Below are 25,813 nucleotides of genomic sequence, written 5' to 3' on the forward strand. Positions count from 1 at the left end.
GATTTGGTAATTCGTATCTTTATCGCCTTAAAGAATTCAAATGCATACCCCAATAGAAGGTTTTTCCAAGCTTTCAAAACAAGAGAAGATAGACTGGCTCGCTACAGCATATACGGCTGACCCAGAGGCCACAAAATCACTTTTAACGCGCTACTGGAACCAGGATGCCGGTGTTCAAAAAATACACGACGAGTTTATTGAGAATACCCTTTCTAACTATTACCTGCCCTTTGCCATTGCCCCTAATTTTCTAATCAACAATAGCTTGTATGCCATACCCATGGCCATTGAGGAAAGTTCTGTGGTGGCGGCAGCCAGCAAGGCAGCCAAATTTTGGCTGGATAAGGGCGGTTTCCAGACCACGGTCCTTGGTACGGAAAAAGTGGGACAAGTACATTTTATGTATTACGGTGAAAAGCAAAAACTCCAGTCCTTTATAGACCTTATCCAAGACAATTTTAGAACAGATGCCGCTGGGATAACAAAAAGCATGGAAAAGCGTGGCGGTGGCATTTCCGCCATTGAGCTTAGGGATCTTAGCGGTAAACTAGAGGGTTATTACCAATTACACTGTACGTTTGAGACGCTAGATGCCATGGGGGCAAATTTTATCAACTCCTGTTTGGAACAATTTGCCAAAACCCTTAAAAAAGAGGCTTTGACCTATTCAGAATTCACGGAAAAGGAACGGAATATTGAGGTTGTGATGAGTATCTTGAGCAATTACGTGCCCCACTGCACGGTAAGGGCAGAAGTATCTTGTCCCATTGATCAACTTCAAGAGGGCGAAATAGGCAATGAGACCTTCGCTAAAAAAATGGTGCAGGCAGTGAATATAGCCAAAGCAGAACCTCACCGGGCGGTAACCCACAACAAGGGGATAATGAACGGTATTGATGCTGTTATTTTGGCTACGGGCAATGATTTCAGGGCCATTGAGGCAGGTGTTCACGCCTATGCATCCAAGGACGGGAGTTATTCCAGCCTTACCAACGCAGAAATTACCAACGGTATTTTTCATTTTTGGCTAGAAGTTCCCCTTGCCTTGGGAACGGTTGGCGGACTTACCTCATTACACCCCATGGTAAAACTTTCCCTAGAAATCTTAAAGCACCCAACGGCCAAAGAACTCATGCAAATTGTTGCCGTGGCAGGGTTGGCCCAAAACTTTGCGGCATTGCGCTCTTTGGTCACCACGGGCATACAAAAGGGGCATATGAAAATGCACTTATTGAACTTACTCAACTCCCTAGGGGCAAACGAAGCAGAGAAAAAGGCCTTGGTGACCCATTTCAAAACCCATACCGTAAGCAATGCAGCTGCAAGGGAGGCCTTAGAGAATCTTAGAAAGTCTTAATGGCAAAAGAATTTTACAGCAATGGAAAATTATTGTTAACAGGGGAATATGCCGTCTTGGATGGGGCGGAGGCACTGGCACTTCCCACCAAATTTGGACAGTCACTTTCCGTTACACCGTCAAATGAACCCAAATTGTCTTGGCAAAGTTTTAATGTGGATGGAAGCTGTTGGTTCACTGCGGAACTGGCCATCCCTGAACTTAAGATCATTACCACCAATGATTTTAAGGTGGCAGAGACCCTTACGTTGATTCTCCAACAGGTACGGGAACAGAACCCAACATTTTTAATGGATGCCACTGGTTATTGCATAAAGACCGTATTAACCTTTGAGCGCAACTGGGGGCTAGGCACCTCCTCTACCCTTATCACCAATATAGCACTATGGGGACAGGTAGATCCTTACCAACTGCTGCAACATACGTTTGGAGGCAGCGGGTACGACCTAGCCTGTGCAACTGCCAAGACCCCGCTTATATTTGAATTGAAAAAGAAAAGTGTACGGATCGTTCCCACGGTTTTTAAACCAGTTTTTGCAGATAAACTATTTTTTGTCTACCTGAATCAAAAACAAGACAGCCGTAAAGCAATAAAGAACTACCGGGCTCAGCCCATAGCTAAAACGGAACTGGTGCGACGGATTTCTAGCCTGACCCACACCATTCTGCATGCCAAAACCTTAGATGAATTTGAACGACTTCTGGTTGAACACGAGCAACTGTTATCGGAAGTTTTGCAAATCCCTAGGGTGCAGACACGTCTATTTCCCGATTTTGAGGGAACCATAAAAAGTCTAGGCGCTTGGGGCGGCGATTTTGTGCTGGCCACGGGGAATGAAAAAACCCCTGGCTATTTTCTAGCCAAGGGTTTCCATACGGTTATCCCTTTTGAGCATATGGTGCTTTAATAAAAAATTGCCCTGCTATCCTCTATTTCCGCTTTCTCTTTTAAGGCATTATAAACGCTTGTATTGACCGCATTTCTATTATTGGTGGTCAATGTATTGGCAAAAGTGCTAAAATTGGGGAGCTCTGTTGCAGGGGTTTTCTTGGTAACGGTAACCATAAATACCCCACTTTGGCCCTCTATCAATGCTGAAGTCTGACCTTCATCCAGTCCAAAAGCAGTACCCACTACCATTGGCTCGCGACCTGCACCGGCAAGTGTTGGTGACTTTCTGGTAACTGCCGTGGCCGTAGACTTGGTAACGCCGTTATTGGCCATGACCTCATCCATATTTCTGCCCTTGTTCTCTGCAATAATACGTTCCGCTTTCTTTTTCTTTCTTAAAATAGGTAGCACCTGTGGAGATGCATCCTCTGATGTCATCAGCCCTCCTTTATGCATTTTGGTCAATTGTACTATGGCATAACCCTCGGCCAAATCAAACCTTTTGATATCCCCTACATTGGTATCCTCATTAAATGCCCATTGGACGATGGATCGTTGCGCAGAAAGACCTGGAAGGTTCTCATCCATAGCTTTGAGCTTGTTCACGGGGCGGACAGTCAACTCACTTTCCTTGGCGATATCATCAAAATTTTCGGCCTCTGCATCTACCGCGGCCATTTCAAACTTAGTGGCGTTGGTAAACAAGGTATTGATGGTTTCCTCAGATGCCTCAATGGCACGCGATAAGGTAGCTACCTGTAAAAGATTACGTTTATCATCTATTTTAATGACATGAAAACCAAATTGTGTTTCTACCAGACCAATATCCCCTACGTCATTACCAAAGCAAAAATCGTTGAATTCATCTGCCATGATTCCCTCTTGGAAATACCCTAAATCGCCTCCTCTCGGAGCAGAAGGCCCGTCAGAGTTTTCCCTTGCCAAGGTGGTAAACTCCACACCTGATTTTTTGGCCTCGGCAAAAAGTCTTTTAGCTTCTGCCGCCGCTTCTTCCTTAGTTCTTTTTATATCCGGGTTTGCCCGTTCCGCACCCTCGTAAGCAATTAAAATATGACTAGCCTTAACGCTTCCGTTGGGCTTGGCATCCATGATTTTACTAACCTTAAAACTATCACCATCCCTGTAAGGTCCGTAAACTGCACCAACAGGCAAGGCCATTAAGGTGTCTGCGGCAACCGCTGGCAATTCTGCCTTGGCTTTATAAATGGTATCGAACTTTGTATCAGAATTTCTATCCAAGAAGGCGGCCATATCCTTGGTGTTCCTAAAACCGGCAATGGTGTATGTGGTATCACGATCTTCGTTATACTCCTCGCTATCTTCCATTAGTTGGGTCACCGCGTTCTTTATGGCATTCTCATCCTCTAAAGAGGGCTTCTCCTCAAAGAAAACAAAACGCACATCCCTTGCCTCTTCCTGCTTAAAATCATCCTCGTGCTCTTTAATGTACGCTTTTATTTCATCCTTGGATACCTGAACGGTACTATCTGGAATGGAACTGTAAGGAATACGGACAAACTGTAAGTCTACCTTTTCATTGGCCAACTTATAGTCAAACTGACCCTCGGTCAAGGTTGCACCAACGCCAGCCTTGACCAAGTTATAATACATCTGTTCCTTGGCAGACTGCATAATTTGGTTTTCTATATTTAACCAGTTATCATAAGCAAGCGGATTGGTTTCCTTCCAGTCTGCTATGGTTCTCTTGAAAACTTCTTCATTAAAAACGCCGTTATCATCATGGAAAGTTGGGTCCTGGGCATATCCTGTATTTTTTATGAATTCTATAATCTGGTCACTTTCCACATCTATACCCAGGTCCTGAAACTGCTGGGAAAGAATGGCGCTTTTCACCTCTTGGTCAAAAACCTTGTTCACCAATTGCGTAGATGAAAAATTAGGGCCATACTGTCTTGAGGCCTGCTCCACTTTTCTTCTAAATGCATCTATTGAAATTGCCTCACCGTTCACCTCCGCTACGGCAGAACCCACTTTTCCGCCGGAAAAATCATTGCTGGTGAAAACACCTGAAATTACAAATGCGAACAATGCCAACCCTATAATCAAAATCAAGACCGTGGTTCGCTTTCTAATATTCTCTAATATTGCCATTTACCTTCTGCTTTATGCTAAAATTCAGTGGGCGAAATTACTATTTTCTTTTGAATTAGGAAAGCTAAATAATGGGGGTATCAGCCTTTGGATGGTTAGGTGGATTTAGTCCCCGTCAAGGATTTCAAGGCCAACCGAATCAATTTTATTATTGGAAACCTCAAGAATCTTAAATTTAAACCGGTCAATGATAATCTCTTCGTTCTTTTCCGGTATCTGTTCCGTTTCGTTCGTTATCAAACCACCTAGCGTTTCATACTCGTCACTTTCTGGAAGTTCCAACTTAAAAGTCTCATTGATATAGTCCACTTCCAAGCGTGCTGAAAATTTAAAATTGTTCTCATCTACCCGCTCCTCCAAATAATCCGTGGTATCATGTTCATCTTCTATCTCGCCAAACAATTCTTCCACAATATCCTCTACTGTAATCATCCCAGAGGTACCTCCATACTCATCCAAGACCACCGCAATACTTTTTCGTTTTTTGGTCAGCACGTTTAAAATATCATGGATAAGCATGGTTTCCGGTACCAGCTCCACCGGCAACAAAATACTTTTTATTGTCTTGGGTTTTTTGAATAATTCATAGGAATGCACGTATCCTATAATCTCATCAATAGTCTCCTTGTACACCAATATTTTGGAGAGACCGGTATCTGAAAATAGGGCAATAAGGTTTTTTGGGGTTTCATGCAGCTCCACCGCAACGATTTCCGTGCGCGGCACCATCACCTCTCTAGCCTTAACCTCGGAAAACTCAAGGGCGTTTTGAAATAACTGAATTTCCGAATCCACTTCATCCTGTTCCTCAACAGATTCCATTTGCTCCGTAATATAATCTCCCAACTCTATTTTTGTAAAGGCCAATTGCACCTCGTCACCATCGGTTTTAAAAAAAGTCTTTAGAATAAAGTCGGAAACTTTGATGACCCACCAAGAAATACCGGAAAACAATAGAAAAAAAAGATAGGCCGGTACCGCAAAAAACTTGAGCAGACTGTTGGAGTAAATCTGAAAGAGCACTTTGGGCAAAAACTCCGCCGTCAATAAAATTAGGATGGTGGAGATGACCGTTTGTGTAAGTAAACTAAAATCCGTTAAAAAAAGATTTATGGTATTTGACGAGGTGGGGTACCACGCCGCAAACCAATCCATAAGCATGTCTCCCATAAAAAAACCATAAATGACCAGGGCAATATTATTTCCGATAAGCATGGTAGCTATAAACTTGGAAGGTTTTTCCGTAAGCCAACCCAATACCTTGGCCAAAAAGCCCCCTTGTTTCTTTTCCAGTTCTATATGGATGCGGTTAGCAGAAACAAAAGCAATCTCCATTCCCGAAAAGAATCCGGAAAAGAGCAGGGCAAGGATGATTATGGTTAAGGATGTTCCCAAGTGTTAGCGGTTATCATTGTTCTTGGAACGTGCCTCAAACTTTTTTCTGTACTTCCTCCTGAAAAAAAACATCCCTAACGAAACGATGGCAAAAAAAATGAATATATACGTTTCCTTAGGTTCTGTAGACCACAAGGCCACAATTTTATACACCGATAAAACCGCTACCACCAAATAAACGTATTCTGTATACCTTAACAATTTAACCATATCAGTTTTCTTTAATCGTCATTAACCCATATGTTTTATGGGCATTAAAAAATGTGAATTCCCTATTAAAATCCATTCCTTCGCCATCCATAATGGTGCCGTCCTCTGGATTGGTGTAGGTAAATTTTTCTTGCGTAAAAATCCATTTGTTCTTTCGGTCCCAGTACAATTGTGGGGCTTCCAACTTTTTACCATCATGTGCCGTGATGACCACATTTCCCTGTAAATCTATAAGATTGGTCTGTGAGTATATAATACCATAGTCTGCGGTGATGACACTTTTTTGATTTTTCTCGTCAAAAAAATCTACCTGAAGACCTTCTGGAAACTCTTTGTACTGAAATTCCAAATTATCAAAATCCTTGTTCAAAGGGCTTTTAAGTATGGCAATGACCCGGGTTTCCGCAGAATCCAAAGAGGACATTTCCTTTTTGGCCTCCGTATAGGTAAGGGTAAAGTTTCTTGCCACTCCTTGTGGATAAATGGTGGTAGCCGCCTCTTGGCCCACGCGTTTGTAATTGTCTCCACAACCCACAAAAAGTATTGCCACGGCAGAGGCCGTGGCAATGGATATCTTAATTTGATATGTTTTTAGTTTGTTCACCCTTATAGGTTTGGCACTTTAACACTACCACCAACCCAACAACTAAAGGTAACCGTCTTCCCGGACATATCTGCATTAAAAATCATGGTCTTGTCCGGAGCCTTTGCCTCATAACTCGCTGCAGTTTGGTTGGCCCTTCCTTTTAACGATGGATCCACACGTCCGGCCCTTCTTGCCATTTCTGCCGCTTTCCAATAAATGGCGCGCTTTTCAAACACGGTACTACCACAATCATTGGCACTGCCCGCATACAGGTTGGCAATCAACAGATACGCCCTACCATTGGATGGGTTGGCATCAATAGCCTTTTGGGCATAGTTTCTTGCTTGGGATTTACTGCTCCTTCTTACGATGGTGGCAATTCTGTATAAGATTCTAGATTTTTTAAAATTATCCGTCTCCAATTCTACCGCCTTGTTAAAATCCGCAATGGCGCCATTTTTATCATTGGCTTTGGACTTTAAGGTCCCCAAGTACACGTAAACATCTGCGGAGGGATCTAATTCTGCCTGTACCTCTACCATTTTACTGAACAATGGGTCGTCCGTACATTCCTTACTGAACATCCTGCTTACCGCTTTTTTCACCCATTGCACATCGTTCTTTTTACTGTCAAAAGATTTATTGTAAAGTGGAATCAAATTCTCACAATCTGCCAACTGCCCTAATTTAGCATCAATACTACCTGAAACTTTACCCAATAATTCCGAGTTACGGGTGTATACTCCAAGATTTCTCTTATCCTTGCTGGTTAATGTCCCGGCCTCTTCTTTTTGTAAATAAGTATTGATCCTGTCCGTGTAGGATTTATTGATCACCTCATTTTGTTCGGTAACGTCATCGTACACGTCAAACACTTCTTGCAAATCCTTTTTCCCTGCATTGTGCAGGTTAACCAAGGAAGAAAAATAAATATAAAGCACTTTAGGGTTTTTGAAACTTTTTAGATCAGAATCAAAAAGGGGCTTTATCATATCATACAATTGCTCATCGGAGGCCAAGTTATTATCGCTCTTGTAATTGGCTTTATCGGTTAGCACATCTACTTTTGAGAATTTTGCAGGAAAGTACTTGTGGCTATCATCATACAACTTCATCAAATCTTGTTCGTGACCGTCCTTGTCTGCCCCAGAGGAATTTTTGATCTTATGCTTAAGAATACGCTCACCGTAGCTAAAGGTAGCCTTGTTCAAGTCTGGACACGTGTTCCATACCATTTTCCATGGTTCATAAGCAGCATCATAGTTTTTTACTTTGGCATGTTCCGCGAAAATGGAGAGATTGGTCATACACTCAGGATTCTGGGCCTGGGCATTACTTAAACCCATCGACATGCATACTGCGATTATTGTTAAGTAAAGTGTCTTTTTCATCGTGTTAATTTTAAGTGTTTCAATGTACAAATTTTTCTAAAACTGGTTGGTCATTCATCGATATCACAACGGATTATTGCGATTTCCCAAAAATTATGGTTATTAATTTATTCTACGTTTAATAAACCACCTGTCATTTAAGGAGAGGCCTACGTTTATTTTAAAGTAGCTTTCCTCTACCAATCCTGCATCTGTGGTTCCGCGTCTTCCGAGTTCAAATCCAAGGTTTAAATTAGAAAAGGCCGCGGGTCCTACACCGGTCAGTGGTAACCCTAGCCCAAAAGTTATGCCAAAATTATTTATCTCTTTACCGTTCACCAGTAAACCTGTTTCATCATACCGTAATCCTGCGCGGTAGGTAATCCTGTTCAAGTAACTGGAAATAGACCTGTAATCCGGGATAAAATACCCCCCAAAGGCGATGCTACTGGCATCTGCATATTGCACGTTGTCCTGACCCAAAAAATCATTGGTAAAAGAGCTAAATCCCTGTAAACTGTACTCCGTGCCCAAAAACCATTGTTTATCCTCACCAAAACCAAGGCCTATTGTTGTTACGGTAGGAATCTTTAATTCTGTATTGCGCAAATTATTTTGATCCAGGTTTACCTCAACGGTCTCAATATTTGTGCCGTTGGCAACGGAAAAAGAACTCAACTGTTCCGAATTCTTAGAAACCAAATTTACTTGGGTGTTGACCCCGATATGGGTGAACAGCGTATATTTTTCCTTAATTTTTGGGGTATAGTTAAGGGCGTAATTAAAATCGAAACCATTTATCCTGGATTGCCTAAAATCCCTGGTGCCAAACAATACGTTCTCCACCGTCTGAAGACGATCAAATTCCAAGGTTCCAAAATTGTAATTCACCGTTGCGCCCAAACTTAGGTTTTTGGCTGGGGCATAACCAAAGGAAAAATAAACTCGGTTAAGACCACCGCTTCCACTAAAGGCATTATTGATTTCCAGGCCATCTGGGTTGATACTTTGGGATGTTACACTGTAGCCTACGGATGAAAAGGGCATTAAACCAAAACCCAATCCCATTTTTTGGGAAAGTGGCAATCCTATGGCGAGGTATTCCAGATTGGTGATGGCGGTCCTTTGCACATCAAAGGCATCTTTTAATCGCAACTCGGTTCTGGATATTCCAGCAGCATAGGCCGTTAACCTTAGTTTTGAATACGCCGCTGGGTTCCTTAGGTTAATGTGGATGCTATCCGCGTACATCTGCAGACCACCCATCATCTGGTTTTCTACCGTTCCCTGTGCACGGGAATCTCCAAAGCCAAAATAAGAATACGGAGAGATTGTACCATTTTGAGCAAATGCGCCGGTAAAAAGGAGCAACGCAAGTGCAATCAAAGAATTTTTAACCATCTAGTTTTTATTGTGTTCTAGCAGGAAATTAAGCCCCTCCAAGAGAAAATTCGAGTTGGCAAATATGGAATTTTTTAAGCGTTTCTCAAAAAAATGAACGTCGCCGCCTGTTAAAATAACTGTTAAATAACCATATTGGGCTTGGTAACGGTCTATAATCCCATCTATTTCACATACAATGCCGTTAATGACGCCAAAATGCATGCTTGTTTCAGTGGTATTACCAATCAAACCTTTGGTCTCCAAAGGCTCCAGCAACGGTAGTTTTGCCGTCTGCTGATGCATGGCCCTGTACCGCATCATCATTCCCGGTGAAATAGACCCACCTAAATACGCACCGTGGCCATCCACAAAGTCAAAAGTGATACAAGTTCCAGCATCAATGACCAAAACTTCTTTTTGTGGATATAAACAGTGCGCCGCAGCGGCCAATGCAATGCGGTCCACGCCCAAACTTTGCGGTGTTGCGTACTCATTGAAAAAAGGAAGCTTAGAAGACGCTGATAGCACATGTACCTTACAAAATAGGGAAAGCAGTTCCACCTCTTTGTTTTGTAAAGGTTTCACGGAAGATATAATGGCATCCGTGATGTTGGGGTAAACCTCAAAAACGGATTTTGTTTTTTCCAGAAATTGGGAGGCTTCAAATTGATGCTGGTACAACAACTTACCTTTCTCAAAAACGGCCTGTTTTATCCTTGTATTTCCAATATCTACAACCAAGTTCATGCATCAAATTTACTATTATTCCCAACAGCTTAGAGCACCTTATCTTCCCAATTTAGGGTACAGCCACAAATAAGCAGAACACCCCAAGAACAACATAAAAAACCAGTACAGCGGAATTTCACGGTACACCACATTCATTGCCTCCACTTTGTTTCCATTCGCAAAAAACCTACGGTTGACACGGTTCCTCTGAAAACGTTGCACTGTTTGCCAATGGTTAGGTTCCATCACATAATAGCTATAGGTAGCCAAGGAATCCTGCTCCACCGAGACCGTGTTCCATCCTATTTTCTTTGGAATGGTGGTGGCAGACCATTGTTCCCTATTTTCCGGATGTTGCGATACCGCAATGAGGTACCCGTCTCCATGTTGCATCTTGGGGCTTTTTTGGGATTGAAGCCCTATCGTAAATGGACGGCCCAAAAAAGCAAAATTGGTGTGGTCGTTAAAATGGATTGTAGCCTGTTCCTGTTTTGCCACACTTTCCAGTAAGGATGTCCATATTTGGCGGTAGGTATCCGATTCTCCTTTTAATTTTAGTTGAAAGGTGTTACGCAGTATTGTAGTGGCCATCCTTCCTTGACCTTGCTGAAAAACCACTCCATAGGTACCAATTTGCATTTCTGTTGCCTGTGTTGGCCTGCCTATTGTAAAAGGGTACTTTTCCACTTTGGACCCTAACAAACCCATGGTAGCGCTTTTAGGCCCATTGACCTTGGATAGCATTTGTGACAAATGATTGCTTGATGCGGTCAAAAGCCGTTCGCTGGGCTGTAGAAAAAGGCCCAATCCATTTTTAACGGCATGGTCCAGTATCCCCTTGGTACTTCTTGAAAAACCCAAAAAAGTCTCGGTATCCACCAGCAGGATATCAACATTGGCCAATACTTCTTCCGTAAGCCGATATAGTGGCATTTGGGAGGTGTTAAGATATTCAAACTTATATTTCTTGTTTGTAATTTGACTTCTTACCATGACCTCATGCCCTTCTTCCGCCAAAAAATTCTTAAGGTACTTGGTTTCAAATGATGGGAATTCATTGAGGATAACCACCCTCATTTTTTCTGGTTCATGCACTCTAAAAGGAATAGGCTCTTGGCGAAGCACCTCCCCGGTACCATTCTTTTCTAGCAGGCGGTACACAAAATTCCCTGCTGTTTTGGTGACGGTTTTTAGTTGAAATCCCGTTTTTTTGGCTTGGTGTACCACTATAGAATCTAGGGCTGTTCCAGTACCATCGGTCAACACCAAAGTACTGTTCCGTCCTGTATTTTGATAGTATCCGCTAAGGCTCAGCGTATCTCCTGCTACCAACTGATTGCTGTAGAAAACTTCCTGTACTCCTTGGGGCAACTTATTTGGCAGCAATACCACATTTTTATCCGCTATTTGGCCAAAATCAGAAGAAGCCAACCCATCCCCTATCACAAAAACGGTGCTAACATCCTTGACCTGTTCCCGGATATTCTTCCCAGGTACATATACCAAGGGTTCAAGCCCAGGCTTGGCTGCCATTAAACTATCTAATTGCGATTCTTGATATCCATCGGTTTGCAGGACTACGGCATCTTCCGTTTTATGGGACAAAGCGGGCCTTAAAGCAATGGCCGCCAACGCAAAAACTGCCAAAAGGGATACCAGGCTATGTAGCCAAAAATGTTGATCTGCCCATCCCTGCCACTCTTTCCACAGAAAACCCATCCAAAGGAGCAATGCGCCCAGGATTACTATCCATAAAGGATAGGCCGTAGTGAATTCTATACTACTGTCCATGGATGCTTAACTGTTCAAGAAAAAGTTGGTTCATGGTGTTGGCAGGAACACGGCCTTGTTTTGGCGCAATGGGTTTATTGGGAATGGCATCGTACAATTGTTGGGCAAGCAGCTTAAAATTTACATCGCTGATGTCCTCTGCCTGAGACAAAAGTTTTAAATACTGCAGGGCCTGTAAATACTTTCCGGGTTGTTCAATGGCCAACCGGGCCAGTTCATTCCCTGCATTTACAAACAGGTGTTGCTCTTCTTTGGACACGGTGCCTTTTGCAAAAATGGGGTCAAGGCTTTTCAGGGCATATTTTATATGCTTGGCATTATCTTCCAATTCTGGTTCGGAAATCCTCCTCACATTCCCAATTTTGTCCAAATCTCCTGTTAATCGCTTGGTTTCCTTTATGGGAGGCGGGTCAAAACCAATACGATGCACGTAAATGCGGGCACTGTTCTTAATTTCTTGAATACGCTTTAAGGCCTTGTATTGGTAGGGGAGGGATTTCTCTGGTTCATACAACCTTAAATAAAGTTCTGCATCCCACATTTCCCTCATGGCCTCTTTGAGCATGGCCTTTAATGATTTGGCAAATAAGGTAGACGCTTCGGGGTCGCTGTGGTTGTGCACATAGGCTTCCAAGGGATCGGCCTGCCCTTGTCCATTTCCTGCAGTGTTCCCATCATCATGATCGTGTTCGTGGTCATGGTCATGATCGTGGTCATGCTCCTCCTCAACCAAATGATGTTCATTATCGCCATCATGGTCATGCGTATAAGCATCCAAGCCACCATCTTTAACCGAGCCCATTTGTACCGCTTCACTGGAACCTACCACCTCTGATTCATCACCCATAAACCTACCGTATTTTAAGCGAAGCGCTTTTTGGTCATAACCAAGCTCGTTACTGGTAAAATTAAACTCTTGTGCCTTAATTTTTCCTCGTTGCTTGATGAGTTTTTCCGTATCCAGAATCAGTTGACGCTGACTTCTAAAATAATCTGGCATCAAATCTGCCGCCATGGTACTCTCTACGGAAAACACATCGGTTAGGGTGTCCTTTATGACCGCAAAATAGGTTTCGCTCCGCGCAATATTGGGACGGGGGGTTTTAGCGTCCTTGGCCTCCACATAAAAATAGAGTTCGTCTCCCATTTCCATTTTCATTTTTTTTAAGTCGATTTGTTTGTTTAAGCTAATGGTCTTGGCCCCAACCGCTATTTGATCATCAAAGGCCAAACGCGCTTCCCGAAACTTTACCGATTCCCCAGAGCCCTTGCTTACCGTAGCCACAATGGCTGCATCGGCTATGCCAAAATCATCTGTTATCTTACAGGTAAATTGTAGGATGGCAGGCTGGTCATATTCAAAACTGCTGAATTGCCTTAGTTCTGGAATGCTTATTTCCGGTGGAACATCGGACATCATTTGTAGTGCGTAAACCTCAGATAGGTAGTGCCGTCCTGTGCCATCTTGGAATTTAAAATTGTACACCGCGGAATTTTGAACTTGGTGGGCAATGGAGAACACATTTTCATTATTTTTCATGGGTTGGCTGTCCTCATCAATCTGTAACCAAACGGTATCCACAGGAGCATCAAACTGTAATTGCCAAGAAACTGTTGACCCCTCTAAGACTTGGATATTCATTTCGGAACTTACTTTCGGGGCCAATTTGGTATACTTTGGATAACGGATGTGCACTTGCTGACTGGTTAACGTGGGTGCTTTAGTAAGGGTATCAACAGCATCCATGGGTATAAAGGAAATGTTATTTTCCATGGGGACTTTGGTTTGGGCGGGACTAAAATCCAAGGTTACCCCAGCACGGTATAAGCCATAGCCCAGGCCTGCCAATAGGACCGCAATAAGCCCAAAAAGGCCCAACCGATGCTCCAGTCTAATATCTTGTTTTACCCGTCCAAGGCGTTCTGCCACTTTTTGTTGCTGCAATTGTGCCACTACGGACAAATCTTTTGAATTTTGCAGCAATAGTTCCGTGCTGTACTCCAGTATGGGAAGCTGGGCATCCAACGTTCTGCACAGTTGCTTCAAGGAAAGTTTCCAAGGTTTTTTAAGAATTGCAAACACAGCAAAGGTTAGGGTGAACCAGAAGCTTGCCCAAATCAAATTTTGGGTCACAAACAAAACGCACAAACCAGTACCCAGGGCAAGCAAGAACAGCTGTAGCCAATGTAATGTCCGCCACTTGGCAACCAAACCGTTAAGGTATCGGAACTCCGTTGTCATTGTTTTCTCAGTTTAGCGATGATGCGTTCCAAAAGAATGACCACAAGCAAGACCAACCATAACCAAGGCGTTATGTCTGCCCGCTGCATGGTTTTTGTGGGTTTAAGGTCCTTTACCCTTGAAACCTGAAGCTCCGCTTCTGCCAACTGTCTTTTGTCTGTTTTTAGGTTTTGGGAGCTTATGGCCAATGGCAGTATTTCTAGCAAATGCCCTACCAAATCTTGCTTTAGCACATTCCCCATGGTGAGGCGTTTGTTCAATATCCAGTGGTTTGCGGTTCTTCCCTGTTGAAACAGCTTATTTTGCAAGCTATCCAGCTCAAAGGTAATGGTGTTCACCGTATTACCCAATACCATTTTTTCACCTAAATGGATGTGCACATCATAAGCCATTTGGCCCATTTTATTGTTGGCATCGGTAACCACATCAAAACGGATAGGTTGCCCGGTATAGCTTGATATAGCCTTTATCGCGGATGAAAAAAAATCCTGTTCCGTCTCAAAATCCGAATGGGCAGTAAAAGCCACCTTGATAGTGTCCTTGTTGATTATAGGGATTGGGGAATGTCCTTTTAATTGCAGGCTATCTTTCTTTATGGTCTGCACAATGGCATCCTTTCTAGAAATAGGGCGAATTTGGAACCATGTACGTTCCCTAGTCATGTGCTGTTTTACCAAATTAAAACCCACTTGGCTCTCCACGGCGCCCACATATCTTTCGTTAGATTCTTTCTCTTCCAATACCACCCATCTGATGTTGGCCGCTATTTTTGGCCGGTTACCTTTTACCCTGGAAACATACCCTTTGGTAAAAATGACCACACTATCCGATGGATACCCATCCAACGCCCTTGCGAGTTGCCAATAATCCAATCCGTCGCTGGATGAATCCGGTAAATTATCTGCATCCCATTGGGGAAAGCCATGGGTAAAAAGCTTTACGGGATGTTCCGATGCAACGGAATCCAAAAATACCCCCAAGGCCTTATCCTTTAGTACCTCCGGGGCGACAAAATAGGATAGAGCTTCCCTTTTTGTTATTCTTTTGAACTCAGGGCCACAGATGAGCAACACCACTAAAACCACCATTAAACTGCGGAGCAGCAATAGAAAAAGTTCATTTAACCTTACATTCCTGTTCCTATTGTTCTCGTCTCTTTTTAAAAACTTCACAGAACCTACCTTTACGGTTTTGGCTTTGCCCCGATGCAATAAATGAATGGCAAGTGGCACTGCCAATGCCATTATCCACCAGAGATATGTAGGTTGGAGAAGGTTCATGCTAAGAAAGATGCTGTCTTTTGCCCAAAAATAGTTTTAAGGCATCATCCAGTGGTGTATCCATCCGGAACAGTTCGTAACCAATACCGTTGTCCAAGAGAAGATGCCTAGTGTGGGTCAGGTTTTGCTGCATTTTACCTAGATAATGCGCTTTGGCGGAGGTTGCATTGGCCTTTATCTTTTCACCTGTTTCCAAATCCTCAAAAATCACATTACCTTGGTATTGAAAATCCATTTCGTTTTTTCCCATCACCTGCAACACCATTACCTCGTTTCTAGAAGATTTTAAACGTTTTACCCAGTCTATAAGCTCCGTTTGTTGTTGGTGCATATCTGTAAGTATGCACAGTAGTTCACGCCCACTCCGGTTAGATATGGCATTGATGTCTACCGTGGTATCTGGCCAATTTCCCGCGGGGGCGATGGCTATCAATTCGTTCAGCATACGTTGGTAATGCTTGCTATGGGCTGCGGGATAGATGGCTTTTAACTGGGCATTGTTCAAAGAGAACAACCCTGTGGAATCACCCTGTTGATGGGCAATATAGGCCAGGGTGGCCACCAAAATTCGCACCCAATGTATTTTTGCAAGTCCGGCCTCTTTATGGTTCATGGAAGCACTGGCATCTATGATAAACTTTACGGTGACCCTAGAATTGATATCTGCCTGTTTAATGTAATAACGCCCAGATCGGGCCAACATTTTCCAATCCAAAAGCCGCATATCGTCTCCAGGTTGGTAGGCCTTGTACTGACTAAACTCCAAGCCATGCGCTACTCTTTGGCTAAGGTGTTTGCCCGCCATAAAATCATCGGCCAACAAACGGGCCAAAAGGCTTAAACCAGCAACGGATTGCACAACATCTGGCCTAAAAAGTTCTTGATAACGCTCGCTCACCTATATGGATTGTTAAAGGGATGTATCTTCAATTATTTTACGGGTCACCGCATCAGCATCCACACCCTCTGCCTCTGCTCTAAAATTGACGATGACCCTATGGCGCAACACAGGAAGGGCCACCTTTTTAAGGTCTTCTTGGGTTACGGCATAACGACCATCCTGTAATGCCCTGGCCTTGGCGGTCAATATCATGGCCTGGCCGGCCCGTGGTCCCGCACCCCACTGGACCCATTTCCTTACAAACTCATTTGAGCTGCTTAGCGGCCTTGTTGCCCGGACCAAGTTGCTTACATAGTGGAGCAGATGATCACTTATGGGAATATCCCGCACCAACTTTTGCAAGTGCAGAATCTCATTGCCACTGATGACCCTTTGAATTTTTACGTTACTAGAGCCTGTGGTCCGTTTTAACACATCTACTTCCTCCTCCGCAGATGGATATCCTATTTTTATGTAAAATAAAAAACGGTCCTGTTGCGCTTCTGGCAAGGGGAAGGTTCCCGATTGTTCTATTGGGTTTTGGGTGGCCAAGATAAAGAAGGGCCGATCCAACTTATAGGTTTTACCGGAGTAAGTGACCTCAAATTCCTGCATGGCCTCCAAAAGGGCTGCCTGTGTTTTTGGAGGGGTTCTATTGATCTCGTCCGCAAGCACTATGTTGGCAAAAATGGGCCCCTTGTTAAATTGAAAAAACTTTTTTCCGGACTGTTGGTCCTCCTCCAAAATCTCCGTGCCCAAAATATCGGACGGCATCAAGTCCGGTGTAAACTGAATGCGTTTAAAACCAAGGTCAATGGCTTGCGCCAAGGTCCTTATCAACAGGGTCTTGGCTAGGCCTGGAACACCTTCCAAAAGGGCATGGCCGCCAGCCAAAAAAGTGATCAGAAGTTGTTCCACGGTTTCCTCTTGGCCCACGATGACTTTCGCAATTTCTTTTTTAAGTAGGGTAAGCTTATTTGTTAAGTCCTTAATTTCCGTCTCGGCCACTGCCAAATCTTTATCCATTACAATCTATTAAGAGGTTAATGCGTACATTACGATATTGACGCCAAACTTGGTGTTGTCTATTTTATACCAGCGTTTGTTCCTAAAATCATAGTCCCATTCACAACCATAATCTTTATTGCTGTACAAGACGCCTATCCTTCCGTTAATCTCTATGGCCTTTAAATATTCATGAACCAAATCGTCCCCCCAACCGTTTAATTCTTGCGATGTGGTGGGCGGGCCATCTTCAAACTCAAAAAAGACCGAATACAATTCATGGTCATTGGGTATTTTCTTTAATTTATCCGAACCATATAACTCTTCCATCTGCCGCTCAAAAGACTTGGCAAACAGCCCGTCTATATCATGATTACAATCGTCCACAAAAACAAACCCACCATTAGCGACGTACTTTTTAAAGTTCTCACGCTCTTTTTTGGTAAACTGTACCAATTTATGGCCAGATAAATAACAAAAGGGGGCCTTAAACACCTCTTCACTGGCCAAAGGCACAATGTTTTCTGTGGTATTTACAGGCAAGGTGGTATACTCCACAAGGGAATTGAGCAGGTTGGAAGGCATACGTTGGTCCACGTCCCAATCACCGGACTCATATTGCAGGCGCGTAAAAAAGAATTCGTTGTCCATTTATTCAAAGACGATGGATTTTAAACTTTGGACGGGCCTTTTTTTGCCCCTCCAATAGCATTTGGCTTAAGGATATGACACATGATGATTAAAAACAAAACTGGTTGTACAAATAATGGTACAACCAGTTCCTGTTTCGCAAGATTTAAACCGCGTCCGAAAGGCTGGTAAAGGTAAAATCCCTGATTTTCATGTACGGGATCAAATTCCCGTTAATACGCACCTGTTTACCTAAAGTCTCCAGGTTATTTAGCATAATGATCGGACTTTCATTAAATCTAAAGTTTTTTACGGGATGTTTTATTTTTCCGTTTTCTATATAAAACGTTCCGTCACGGGTAAGGCCCGTGTACAATAAGGTCTGCGGGTCCACGGAACGGATATACCATAAACGTGTAACCAAAATTCCTTTTTTGGTGCTGGCGATCATTTCTTCCAAACTGGCATCTCCCCCACCCATAATGAGGTTGCTGGGAAAGGGCACGGGCGCTACGCCCTTTTCCTTGGCCCAAAAACGATCGTACGCCAAGTTTTTTACAACGCCATTCTCTATCCAACTGGTTTTTTTCAACGCTTGCCCAGAACCGTTCCACGTTCCCGTAGGCACTTCTGGATGTAGGGGATCAGACCACAGATTCACCCTTTCATCCACAATTTTTTCACCCATTTTGGTACCGCCTCCCTCTTTGGACATAAAGCTTCGGCCTTCATCCGCCGTTCTGGCATTGATGGCAAAACCAAGATTTCCAATTAGGTTTTCCCCGGCGGCAGGTTCCAAAATAACCGTATATTTTCCAGGTTCTATAGCTTTGGCCTCCCTAGACATTACCGCCTTATCAATGGCCACTTTAGAGGCTTCCGCAGCGTCAAATTTTCTGATATCGTTAAAGTCCCGTGATACCCAACCAGAACCGGTGCCATCATTACTGCGCATGGTGACCGTAAAATCCACGTTAGAAGATTTGTTATAGGCAAACAATCCGTTGGAGTTGAGCATCGCACTAAACCCATAGGAATCATCCAAAAAACCGGCCGCGGTAACATCATTGGCCACGGCGGGCTCTATACTTGCCTTGGCTACGGAAGTACGGTAATCTGGGCTAATGTTGGCCGTATCATCCACATAATTAATGGCCTTGTCATACACCTGTGGCCCCAAAGGCTCCATAAATTCAGGGTTTTCCGGGGATAGTTTTGCCAATTCTTGGGAGCGTTCCACCACTTTTTTCAAAGAGGCATCATCAAACTCATCAATTGTCGCAGTACCGGATTTCTTTCCGTAGCTGGATTGTACCACAAGGGTCTGATTGGAGCGGTGCCCAGATGTGGACACGGAATTACGTGCATAACGAATGTTGCCACTTTCGCTACCACTTAGATTAATTTCGCAGGTATCGGCCGTAGAAAAGCTCAATGCTTTTTCCATGATCTTTCTGGCCTCTGCTTCTGTATATATTGCCATGTTTCTTTTGTATTACGTTAAGGAATTAAATGGAACGGCCCGTATTGATGACATTGATATCATTAAAACGCGTGGTTGAGCTGCCGTGCGATACGGCGCTGATCTGTGAGGGTTGCCCCTTGCCGTCAAAGAAAGAACCAAACATACGGTAGTCACTTTCGTCACATATTTTTGAGCAGGAGTTCCAAAATTCTTGGGTATTGGATTGATAGGCCACATCATTCAACATTCCCGCTATCTCACCATTTTTAATTTCATAAAAACTAGTGCCACCAAACTGGAAGTTGTAGCGTTGCTGATCTATGGAATACGATCCCCTACCCGCTATATAAATACCTTTTTCCACATCTTTGATCATCTCTTTGATGGAATACTTTTCCTTGCCCGGTTCCAAGGATACGTTAGGCATACGCTGAAACTGAACATCGTTCCAACTTTGTGCGTAGCAACAGCCATGGGATTCATTCTGGTCAATAATATTCACCTGATCACGGATGGCCTGGTAGTTGACCAAGGTTCCATTGCGTACCAAATCCCACTGCTTACATTTTACCCCTTCATCATCATAACCCACGGCCCCTAAACTGCCTGGCTGGGTTTTATCCGCAACGAGGTTTACAATACTGCTGCCATAATTAAAATCGCCAGATTTCCATTTATCCAAGGTGGCAAAACTGGTGCCCGCATAATTGGCCTCATAACCCAATACCCTGTCCAGCTCCAAAGGATGCCCTACGGATTCATGGATGGTAAGCCCAAGGTGATTAGGTTCTAGGACCAAATCATACTTGCCTGGGTCCACAGATTTGGCCGTAAGCATCTCTTTTGCCTGTTTGGCGGCCAAAATTGCATCTTCAACAATATCGTAACTATTTCTATAGAGGGTCATTCCCGCTGGGCCTTCCAGTTTTTCTGATGCCAAGCCGTCCATGTACTCATAGCCCATGCCCATGGGGGCGCTCATCGCTTGGCGGGTCTTAAACTTCCCAGCAGACTGGTCTACGGCTGTGACCCCAAAGGTTGGCCAAATACGGTGTACATCTTGATCAATATAAGAGCCATCCGTGGAAGCAAAATATTTCTGCTCGTTTACCATAAAGAGGGCGGAGTTGACAAAGTTGGCCCCATTATCCATGGCAGCAGCGTTTGCCTTTAACAGCAAATCTACCTTTTCCGAAACCGGAACTTCCTTAAAGTCTTTTTGTATGGGCGTTTTCCAGCTTACTTCGCCATGGGCTTCCACTGGTGCCAATTTTACAGGTTCTGTCTGGATTTTAGCATTGGCCTTGGCGATGGCCACGGCCCTTTCCGTTGCTTTTTTAATGCCGTCCTCGGTAACGCTGTTGGTAGAGGCAAAGCCCCAAGTACCATTGGCAATTACCCGGATGCCTATCCCAAAAGATTCCGTATTCACCACGTTTTGCACCTTGTCTTCACGAGTAAAAACATATTGGTTTAAATACCGGCCTATTCTTGCATCAGCATAGGTAGCACCCATGGATTTGGCCGTGTTCAAAGCCACGTCCGCCATTCTTTTTTTGACCAGCACATCCATTCCAGGCTCTAAAAGTGCCTCGGCGGCAATGTTGTTCCCCAGCATGGTAGTGGGCAATAACAAAGCCCCTGCACCCAAACCGGACAGTTGCACAAAATTTCTTCTTTTCATGTAGTGTGAGTTTAAAGTAAAAAAGGATACCCTTTAGAAAGCCCTTTTTCTTGATTGATTTCCCGTTAACAAACGATAGCTTCTAAAATACATCTTTTGAAGCAGTTGCGCCGTAATTTTTTGAATTTATTAAGAGTATTCCCAAGGGTGTAGCTACTGAGGAAGGTTTTATTCTGCAGATGGGTTAGGCGCAGTGGGGATTTTAGGCTGCTTTTTGTTTTGTATGGGCACAAAGCTAGAGGTTATTGATTCGTTTTATTTTTTCTTGTCCAAAGCTAAATCTATAAGATTTAGCGACATAATAAACATACACAGCCCTTTTGGTTTTGCCCTAAAGCCCGCATTACGTTTAGGGATTGTTACAACAAGTTGCTAAACACAAGAATGAGTACTGGCTCTTTAAGTAGATTGCATAACCACTAAGTATCGATTAACATTTGCTAGTTACGATTCATAAATTGGTTAGTCAATTTGAGTATTGATTTTCAAGTCTGTTTTACAAAATCTTATTTCCAGAATAAAGATAAATTTAGTCATGAGTTAATTGTGCTAAAATATGTACAATGATTATTTACTAACCCATTGTGCATTTTGATGAAAATTCGTCAATTCGAGTGATTTTTTGATACGAAGTATCGGAAAATAGTATCGAGAATCAGAATTTTAGCAATGAAACCTTGTTCTCGATACTTTTCTTCCAGAAAAAACCCGAACTGACGGTTTTAAATCTAAAAAGCATTCAAAATGCACAACGGGTTTTCCCACCATTTTTCAATTAAGTTTGTTGACCAATTTAATGCAATTCAAAGTTAATCGGGTCGTAAGCAACGAGATTGTGTTTACAATATTTTGTAGCCTATTCTAAAATTTATATTGGAATCGTCAACTGGAACTCCGTTTGAAACATTTTCAGGAAACATCTTATTACTGAAAACGCGTGCCTCTGCAAATATCTTCTTATAAGCCAAACCAAATCCAATAAATTCTGACCCACCATTTCTAAGGAAATTTTCGTCAATTCTTGATACATCTAGTGTTATTGAAAAATCAGAGACATATTCTACAGTTATTCCCGCACTTACAATTAAGTTTAAGTTTTTAATTGTTGGAATATAGCCCCTTGCACCAATTGACCAGGAATTATTATTGTAAGAAAGGGCGGCCACCTGAGTAATTTCTGCTATTGAAGTTTGGAGTACAACTGATTCAGAGACTTGAGATTTAATGGTGTAGCCAGAAAATATTCCCAATTTCTGGTTAAGAACCAACAGTTCCAACTCAGCTCCAAACATTGACCGAGATATGTCATTAAAAGATGGATTTAAGGTAGCAAGATTTCTAAATTTGTAACTTACGGAGGTATTTTCTATACCTCCGTAAATAGAAAAGTTTAGCTTGACCTTGTTATTAATTTGTTCAAAATAGTTTGTTGAGGTCGAATTTATAAGAAGGTTGTACTCTGTAATTAATTTAGAGATAGATTTTCTAGAATAAGAGAGATTAATCAACTTTTTCTTCAAGGCATCTCTATGCTCTTCAAACAAAAGACTTAATTGTTGTTTATAATGCTCATTTACACCTACTTGATTGCTCAATACAAGATATTTTTTAAAGACTAACGGTTCAAAGTTTTCGTTGGGTTTCTTGATGTAATATCTCGTGCCGTTTGAAAATTGATACTCATACAAAGAAATCTTACCATCAACTAATTTTCGAAGGGCCAAAGTCCTCCTTTCAAAAATCGGATTCTTATTGTTGGTAAGGTTATTAATGTTTTCTGAACTAATATCTAAGTTAACCTCACTTACTATAAACTTAATGTCATTACCTATACCAAACTGAGAAAGATTAGTAATTTCTATTGTTTGTTCAGATTCGTTCGGATTAGTTTTAAAGTAAACCCTTTCAGGGTTATTGATCCAATTTTGGTTTTTGATTAATCCAATTTTGTTTTCTCCATTTTTCGTAATGATATAACCATTTTCATACTGGGAATTAATTGTTTGAAAGAAAAGGAGTAGACAAGTTAGTAGGATGGTTTTTCGCATAAAATGTTCAAATTAATATTGAATATAGGTTTTCAGGTTATCTTATAAAAGCTTAGATTTTGAATAGTACTACGGTGCATTCAAGACCTTAACGCAACAAAAGTTGCTAATTGTTAATAGTTCAATTTAATTTTTTCTTTCCAAAGAGCCTCGTTTTTTTGAAGGCTTTTCGGAAAGAAAAAATCATGTGGTATTTTGGGCAATGACCTCCAATGGTGTTCTGTACCCCAGCACCTTTCTTGGCCTGTTGTTCAGTTTCTGTTCAATGGTTTTGAGCTGTTTTTAATTTTTAGTCATCCAGTCGCTAAGTGCATTTTTTGATTGTTCTGGGTCTAGTTTTACCTCAGTAAATTTTGAAGTAAAAGTATTTGGGTCTTTAAGATACTCACTCCTCATATTCTCAATTTCTGATATCGTTAGTTTTGTATCTATCATATCAGTTGATTCGACTTTGAAACAACAGTCATAAACCCCATAACCACTTTCCCTAGTAAGGTTCAAGAATGTACTGCCTGAATCGTCTTGATATAGTATGTATTCGTAATTAGCTAGGTGTAATATATTCAGCATGGGCTTATTCTTCTATGAATTTAAACTGTTTACCGTAGTAAGCTGTGTTATCATATTCTCCAGTTATCCTTATGGTCCCACTCTCGATTTTTGTTTTGATATTTTCTAATTCGCTAAAGAAATTAGGTTCTCGATTTATAAGAGTTGCCCACTTTTGTTCTTCTGTCATTGTATTTTCAATCGAGTGGATTATCGACTTACCTTGTTCATTAAAATTAGCTACAGTATCAATTTTACTTAAGAATAGATAACCCATATTCATCCATTCGGACAATTGAATAATCGATTCTTTAAATGGTAATTCCCTTTTACAAACTTCGGATATCAGCTGTAATAGTTCGCCTTTATGAAAATCAGAATAGTTGATATTATTCTCGAAAATCCTTTGAACTTCGATTCGGTTACTTTTATCCTTAAAGTCAAGAGAAATTAATTCAGTATACAATTCAACTCCCAAATCAGTCTCTAAGTTTTCAAATGAATATACCCATTTCTCGAATTCATGTGCTTTGAGCTTCTTGTTTATGTAATTGGATAATATTTTACTGACTTCTAAATTCATTGGCTGAGTTGCATACAACAACCAAAGTAACCAAATAAAATCGACAATTACGTAATTGACGCAGCAACTGTATACCCATAGCTTTTAAGAAACCAAGGTCCATAGTTGCTTTTTAGAATACCACAAGGTTGGAAAATCCACAGTGAAAGTATACGTTGGGCAAACAACAGAGTACCCTAGGACTGATTTTTGGGACAGGCACCCCGTTCATGGGCAAGCGGAAGATAAATACCAGAGGGATAAAGCAGGTAAACAAGGTAATGCACCTACTGGCCATCGCCTGCAACCTTACGACCTACCGGCCGGCAGGAGTACCTGAAATTTGAACAGAAACGGTTAAAAAGCGAGACGGGGATGCTTGCTTTGGCAGCATTGGTGAAAATTACCTTTAAATTGCTGAACGCACCTTCCCTGAGGTATCAAAAATTGGTCTACAACTTTTGGCCGATAAGAAAAAAGCCCCGTACAAGGGATTAAATGGATTCAATTTTCTAGATTTTTAGAGCTTGTGCGACGGTGACCAGTGTTGGCCACTGGCATTATTTCCTAGCTAAAAATTCTTTCGCAGTCAAAACAGGAATTTTTGAGTTTTTAAAGTCTTTTTTATTCCGCGTTATAATTACATCTATTTGATTTTCCATTGCTGAATAGTACTGCAGTCCATCCTCCAAATCCGGAAAATTATCATCGCTCAAAGCTAATTCGGTAATCTTGTCATCTAAACTCAATAATTCAACCAGCACTTTAAATTTTCTTAATATTTCCCTCGCCACTTTTGCGGATTTGAGTTTGGAAATAATATAATTTGTGTTTGCAAATGTTAAAGATGAAATAGTCAGTTCTAATTCTTTTTTGTCCGCACGAGAAAATAAATCGGCAGCTTCATCATAGAATTTATCTCTTTTTGAAAGTAAATCTATTACGATATTTGTGTCAATTAATAATCTGCTCATTTGTATTTCTCAATAAGGTAATCAGTATAAGCATCTTTTACGTCAACATCCTCATTAAGATTAATTACTCCGCTTAAACTTTCAACTAGAGGTGTGATTTCTGTTGAACTTCTTTTCTGCTTGGTGAGCGTTGTTAAATAAGATTCGATAAGTTTCGACAAGCTAATGTTATTCGATTTCGCATAATTCTTTGCACTTTCGATAATTGATTTGTCTAAACTCAATGTCAATTTTTTATCCATAACATTTTTTTACGTACAAATTTAATAAATTATTACGTAAGTTTGATTTAGTCACGGATTTTTTGGCTTGTGGCTAACACCCAAATAAACCAAAAAAAAACCGACAATTACATAAGTGACGCATCAAATACATTACCATAGCTTTTAAGAAACCAAGCACCATAGTTGCCTTTCAGAATACCACAAGGGTGGAAAGTCCACAAGGAAAGTATATGTTGGTAAAACAAGAGAGTACCGTACGACCGGTTTTTGGGACAGGCACGCCGTTTATGGGCAAGTGGAAGATCAATACCAGAAGGATGAAGGAGGCAAACAAGGTGATGCGCCTCTCGGTCAGCGCCTACAACTTTAAGACCTTACGGCCGGCAGGCAGGAGTACCTGAAATTCGACCAAAAACGGGTAAAA

At 42.0% G+C, this 25,813-nt stretch carries 22 protein-coding genes; 3 read left to right on the top strand and 19 right to left on the bottom strand.

The window, feature by feature from the left end:
* The first annotated feature begins 40 nt into the window (after window positions 1-40).
* The gene (locus tag I595_RS04950; protein WP_054558283.1) at window positions 41-1,357 is read left to right on the top strand and encodes a hydroxymethylglutaryl-CoA reductase, degradative; all 1,317 of its coding nucleotides are present in this window, start codon (window positions 41-43) and stop codon (window positions 1,355-1,357) included.
* Window positions 1,357-2,265: a GYDIA family GHMP kinase gene (locus tag I595_RS04955; RefSeq protein WP_054558284.1), complete on the top strand. Its 909-nt coding sequence runs from the start codon at window positions 1,357-1,359 to the stop codon at window positions 2,263-2,265. The genes I595_RS04950 and I595_RS04955 overlap by 1 nt, the downstream gene beginning before the upstream one ends.
* Here the strand turns inward: I595_RS04955 and I595_RS04960 are convergent.
* The 19 genes from I595_RS04960 to I595_RS05055 form a co-directional block, all read right to left on the bottom strand.
* Window positions 2,262-4,382, bottom strand: a complete 2,121-nt coding sequence (locus I595_RS04960; protein ID WP_054558285.1) for a peptidylprolyl isomerase — start codon at window positions 4,380-4,382, stop codon at window positions 2,262-2,264. The genes I595_RS04955 and I595_RS04960 overlap by 4 nt on opposite strands.
* A 105-nt stretch (window positions 4,383-4,487) precedes the next feature.
* Window positions 4,488-5,777 carry a hemolysin family protein gene (locus I595_RS04965; RefSeq protein WP_083467498.1) on the bottom strand — a complete coding sequence of 430 codons (1,290 nt, stop codon included), beginning with the start codon at window positions 5,775-5,777 and terminating at the stop codon, window positions 4,488-4,490.
* Between the two features lie 3 nt (window positions 5,778-5,780).
* Entirely contained in the window at window positions 5,781-5,987 is a 207-nt protein-coding gene (locus tag I595_RS17505) for a hypothetical protein (protein WP_054558287.1), read from the bottom strand.
* A gap of 1 nt (window position 5,988) precedes the next feature.
* Window positions 5,989-6,591, bottom strand: coding sequence for an LPS export ABC transporter periplasmic protein LptC (gene lptC, locus I595_RS04975; protein WP_054558288.1), 603 nt, complete (start codon window positions 6,589-6,591; stop codon window positions 5,989-5,991).
* A gap of 2 nt (window positions 6,592-6,593) precedes the next feature.
* Complete coding sequence (locus tag I595_RS04980; protein ID WP_054558289.1) at window positions 6,594-7,964, bottom strand: tetratricopeptide repeat protein; 1,371 nt, start codon at window positions 7,962-7,964, stop codon at window positions 6,594-6,596.
* A gap of 102 nt (window positions 7,965-8,066) precedes the next feature.
* Window positions 8,067-9,344: a BamG family beta-barrel-assembly machinery protein gene (locus I595_RS04985; protein WP_054558290.1), complete on the bottom strand. Its 1,278-nt coding sequence runs from the start codon at window positions 9,342-9,344 to the stop codon at window positions 8,067-8,069.
* Window positions 9,345-10,073 (bottom strand): type III pantothenate kinase, encoded by a 729-nt coding sequence (locus I595_RS04990; protein WP_054558291.1) that lies wholly within the window; start codon window positions 10,071-10,073, stop codon window positions 9,345-9,347. It lies immediately after the preceding gene.
* A 39-nt stretch (window positions 10,074-10,112) separates the two neighbouring features.
* On the bottom strand, window positions 10,113-11,846 hold the full coding sequence (locus tag I595_RS04995) for a hypothetical protein (RefSeq protein WP_054558292.1): 1,734 nt from the start codon (window positions 11,844-11,846) through the stop codon (window positions 10,113-10,115).
* Window positions 11,836-14,088 carry a hypothetical protein gene (locus tag I595_RS05000; RefSeq protein ID WP_054558293.1) on the bottom strand — a complete coding sequence of 751 codons (2,253 nt, stop codon included), beginning with the start codon at window positions 14,086-14,088 and terminating at the stop codon, window positions 11,836-11,838. Before I595_RS05000 ends, I595_RS04995 begins: the two co-directional genes overlap by 11 nt.
* A complete protein-coding gene (locus tag I595_RS05005) occupies window positions 14,085-15,368 on the bottom strand; it encodes a BatA domain-containing protein (protein WP_054558294.1) in 1,284 nt (427 codons plus the stop codon). Before I595_RS05005 ends, I595_RS05000 begins: the two co-directional genes overlap by 4 nt.
* Window position 15,369: 1 nt before the next feature.
* Window positions 15,370-16,266: a DUF58 domain-containing protein gene (locus I595_RS05010; protein ID WP_054558295.1), complete on the bottom strand. Its 897-nt coding sequence runs from the start codon at window positions 16,264-16,266 to the stop codon at window positions 15,370-15,372.
* A 12-nt stretch (window positions 16,267-16,278) separates the two neighbouring features.
* Complete coding sequence (locus I595_RS05015) at window positions 16,279-17,274, bottom strand: AAA family ATPase (RefSeq protein WP_054558296.1); 996 nt, start codon at window positions 17,272-17,274, stop codon at window positions 16,279-16,281.
* A 9-nt stretch (window positions 17,275-17,283) separates the two neighbouring features.
* A complete protein-coding gene (locus I595_RS05020; protein WP_054558297.1) occupies window positions 17,284-17,904 on the bottom strand; it encodes a DUF4159 domain-containing protein in 621 nt (206 codons plus the stop codon).
* Between the two features lie 145 nt (window positions 17,905-18,049).
* Window positions 18,050-19,366, bottom strand: a complete 1,317-nt coding sequence (locus I595_RS05025) for a TldD/PmbA family protein (protein WP_054558298.1) — start codon at window positions 19,364-19,366, stop codon at window positions 18,050-18,052.
* Window positions 19,367-19,391: 25 nt separating this feature from the next.
* A complete protein-coding gene (locus tag I595_RS05030) occupies window positions 19,392-21,032 on the bottom strand; it encodes a TldD/PmbA family protein (RefSeq protein WP_054558299.1) in 1,641 nt (546 codons plus the stop codon).
* Between the two features lie 839 nt (window positions 21,033-21,871).
* Window positions 21,872-23,080, bottom strand: coding sequence for a hypothetical protein (locus I595_RS05035; protein ID WP_054558300.1), 1,209 nt, complete (start codon window positions 23,078-23,080; stop codon window positions 21,872-21,874).
* Between the two features lie 574 nt (window positions 23,081-23,654).
* Entirely contained in the window at window positions 23,655-24,212 is a 558-nt protein-coding gene (locus tag I595_RS05045) for a hypothetical protein (protein WP_054558302.1), read from the bottom strand.
* A 539-nt stretch (window positions 24,213-24,751) separates the two neighbouring features.
* Window positions 24,752-25,165 (bottom strand): type II toxin-antitoxin system VapC family toxin, encoded by a 414-nt coding sequence (locus I595_RS05050; protein WP_054558303.1) that lies wholly within the window; start codon window positions 25,163-25,165, stop codon window positions 24,752-24,754.
* Complete coding sequence (locus I595_RS05055; protein WP_054558304.1) at window positions 25,162-25,407, bottom strand: DUF6364 family protein; 246 nt, start codon at window positions 25,405-25,407, stop codon at window positions 25,162-25,164. Before I595_RS05055 ends, I595_RS05050 begins: the two co-directional genes overlap by 4 nt.
* Window positions 25,408-25,595: 188 nt before the next feature.
* On the opposite strand from I595_RS05055, the gene I595_RS17510 reads away from it, so the two are divergent.
* Window positions 25,596-25,790, top strand: coding sequence for a hypothetical protein (locus tag I595_RS17510; RefSeq protein WP_054558305.1), 195 nt, complete (start codon window positions 25,596-25,598; stop codon window positions 25,788-25,790).
* Window positions 25,791-25,813: the final 23 nt, after the last annotated feature.

Source organism: Croceitalea dokdonensis DOKDO 023 (assembly GCF_001306415.1).
Lineage (GTDB): Bacteria > Bacteroidota > Bacteroidia > Flavobacteriales > Flavobacteriaceae > Croceitalea > Croceitalea dokdonensis.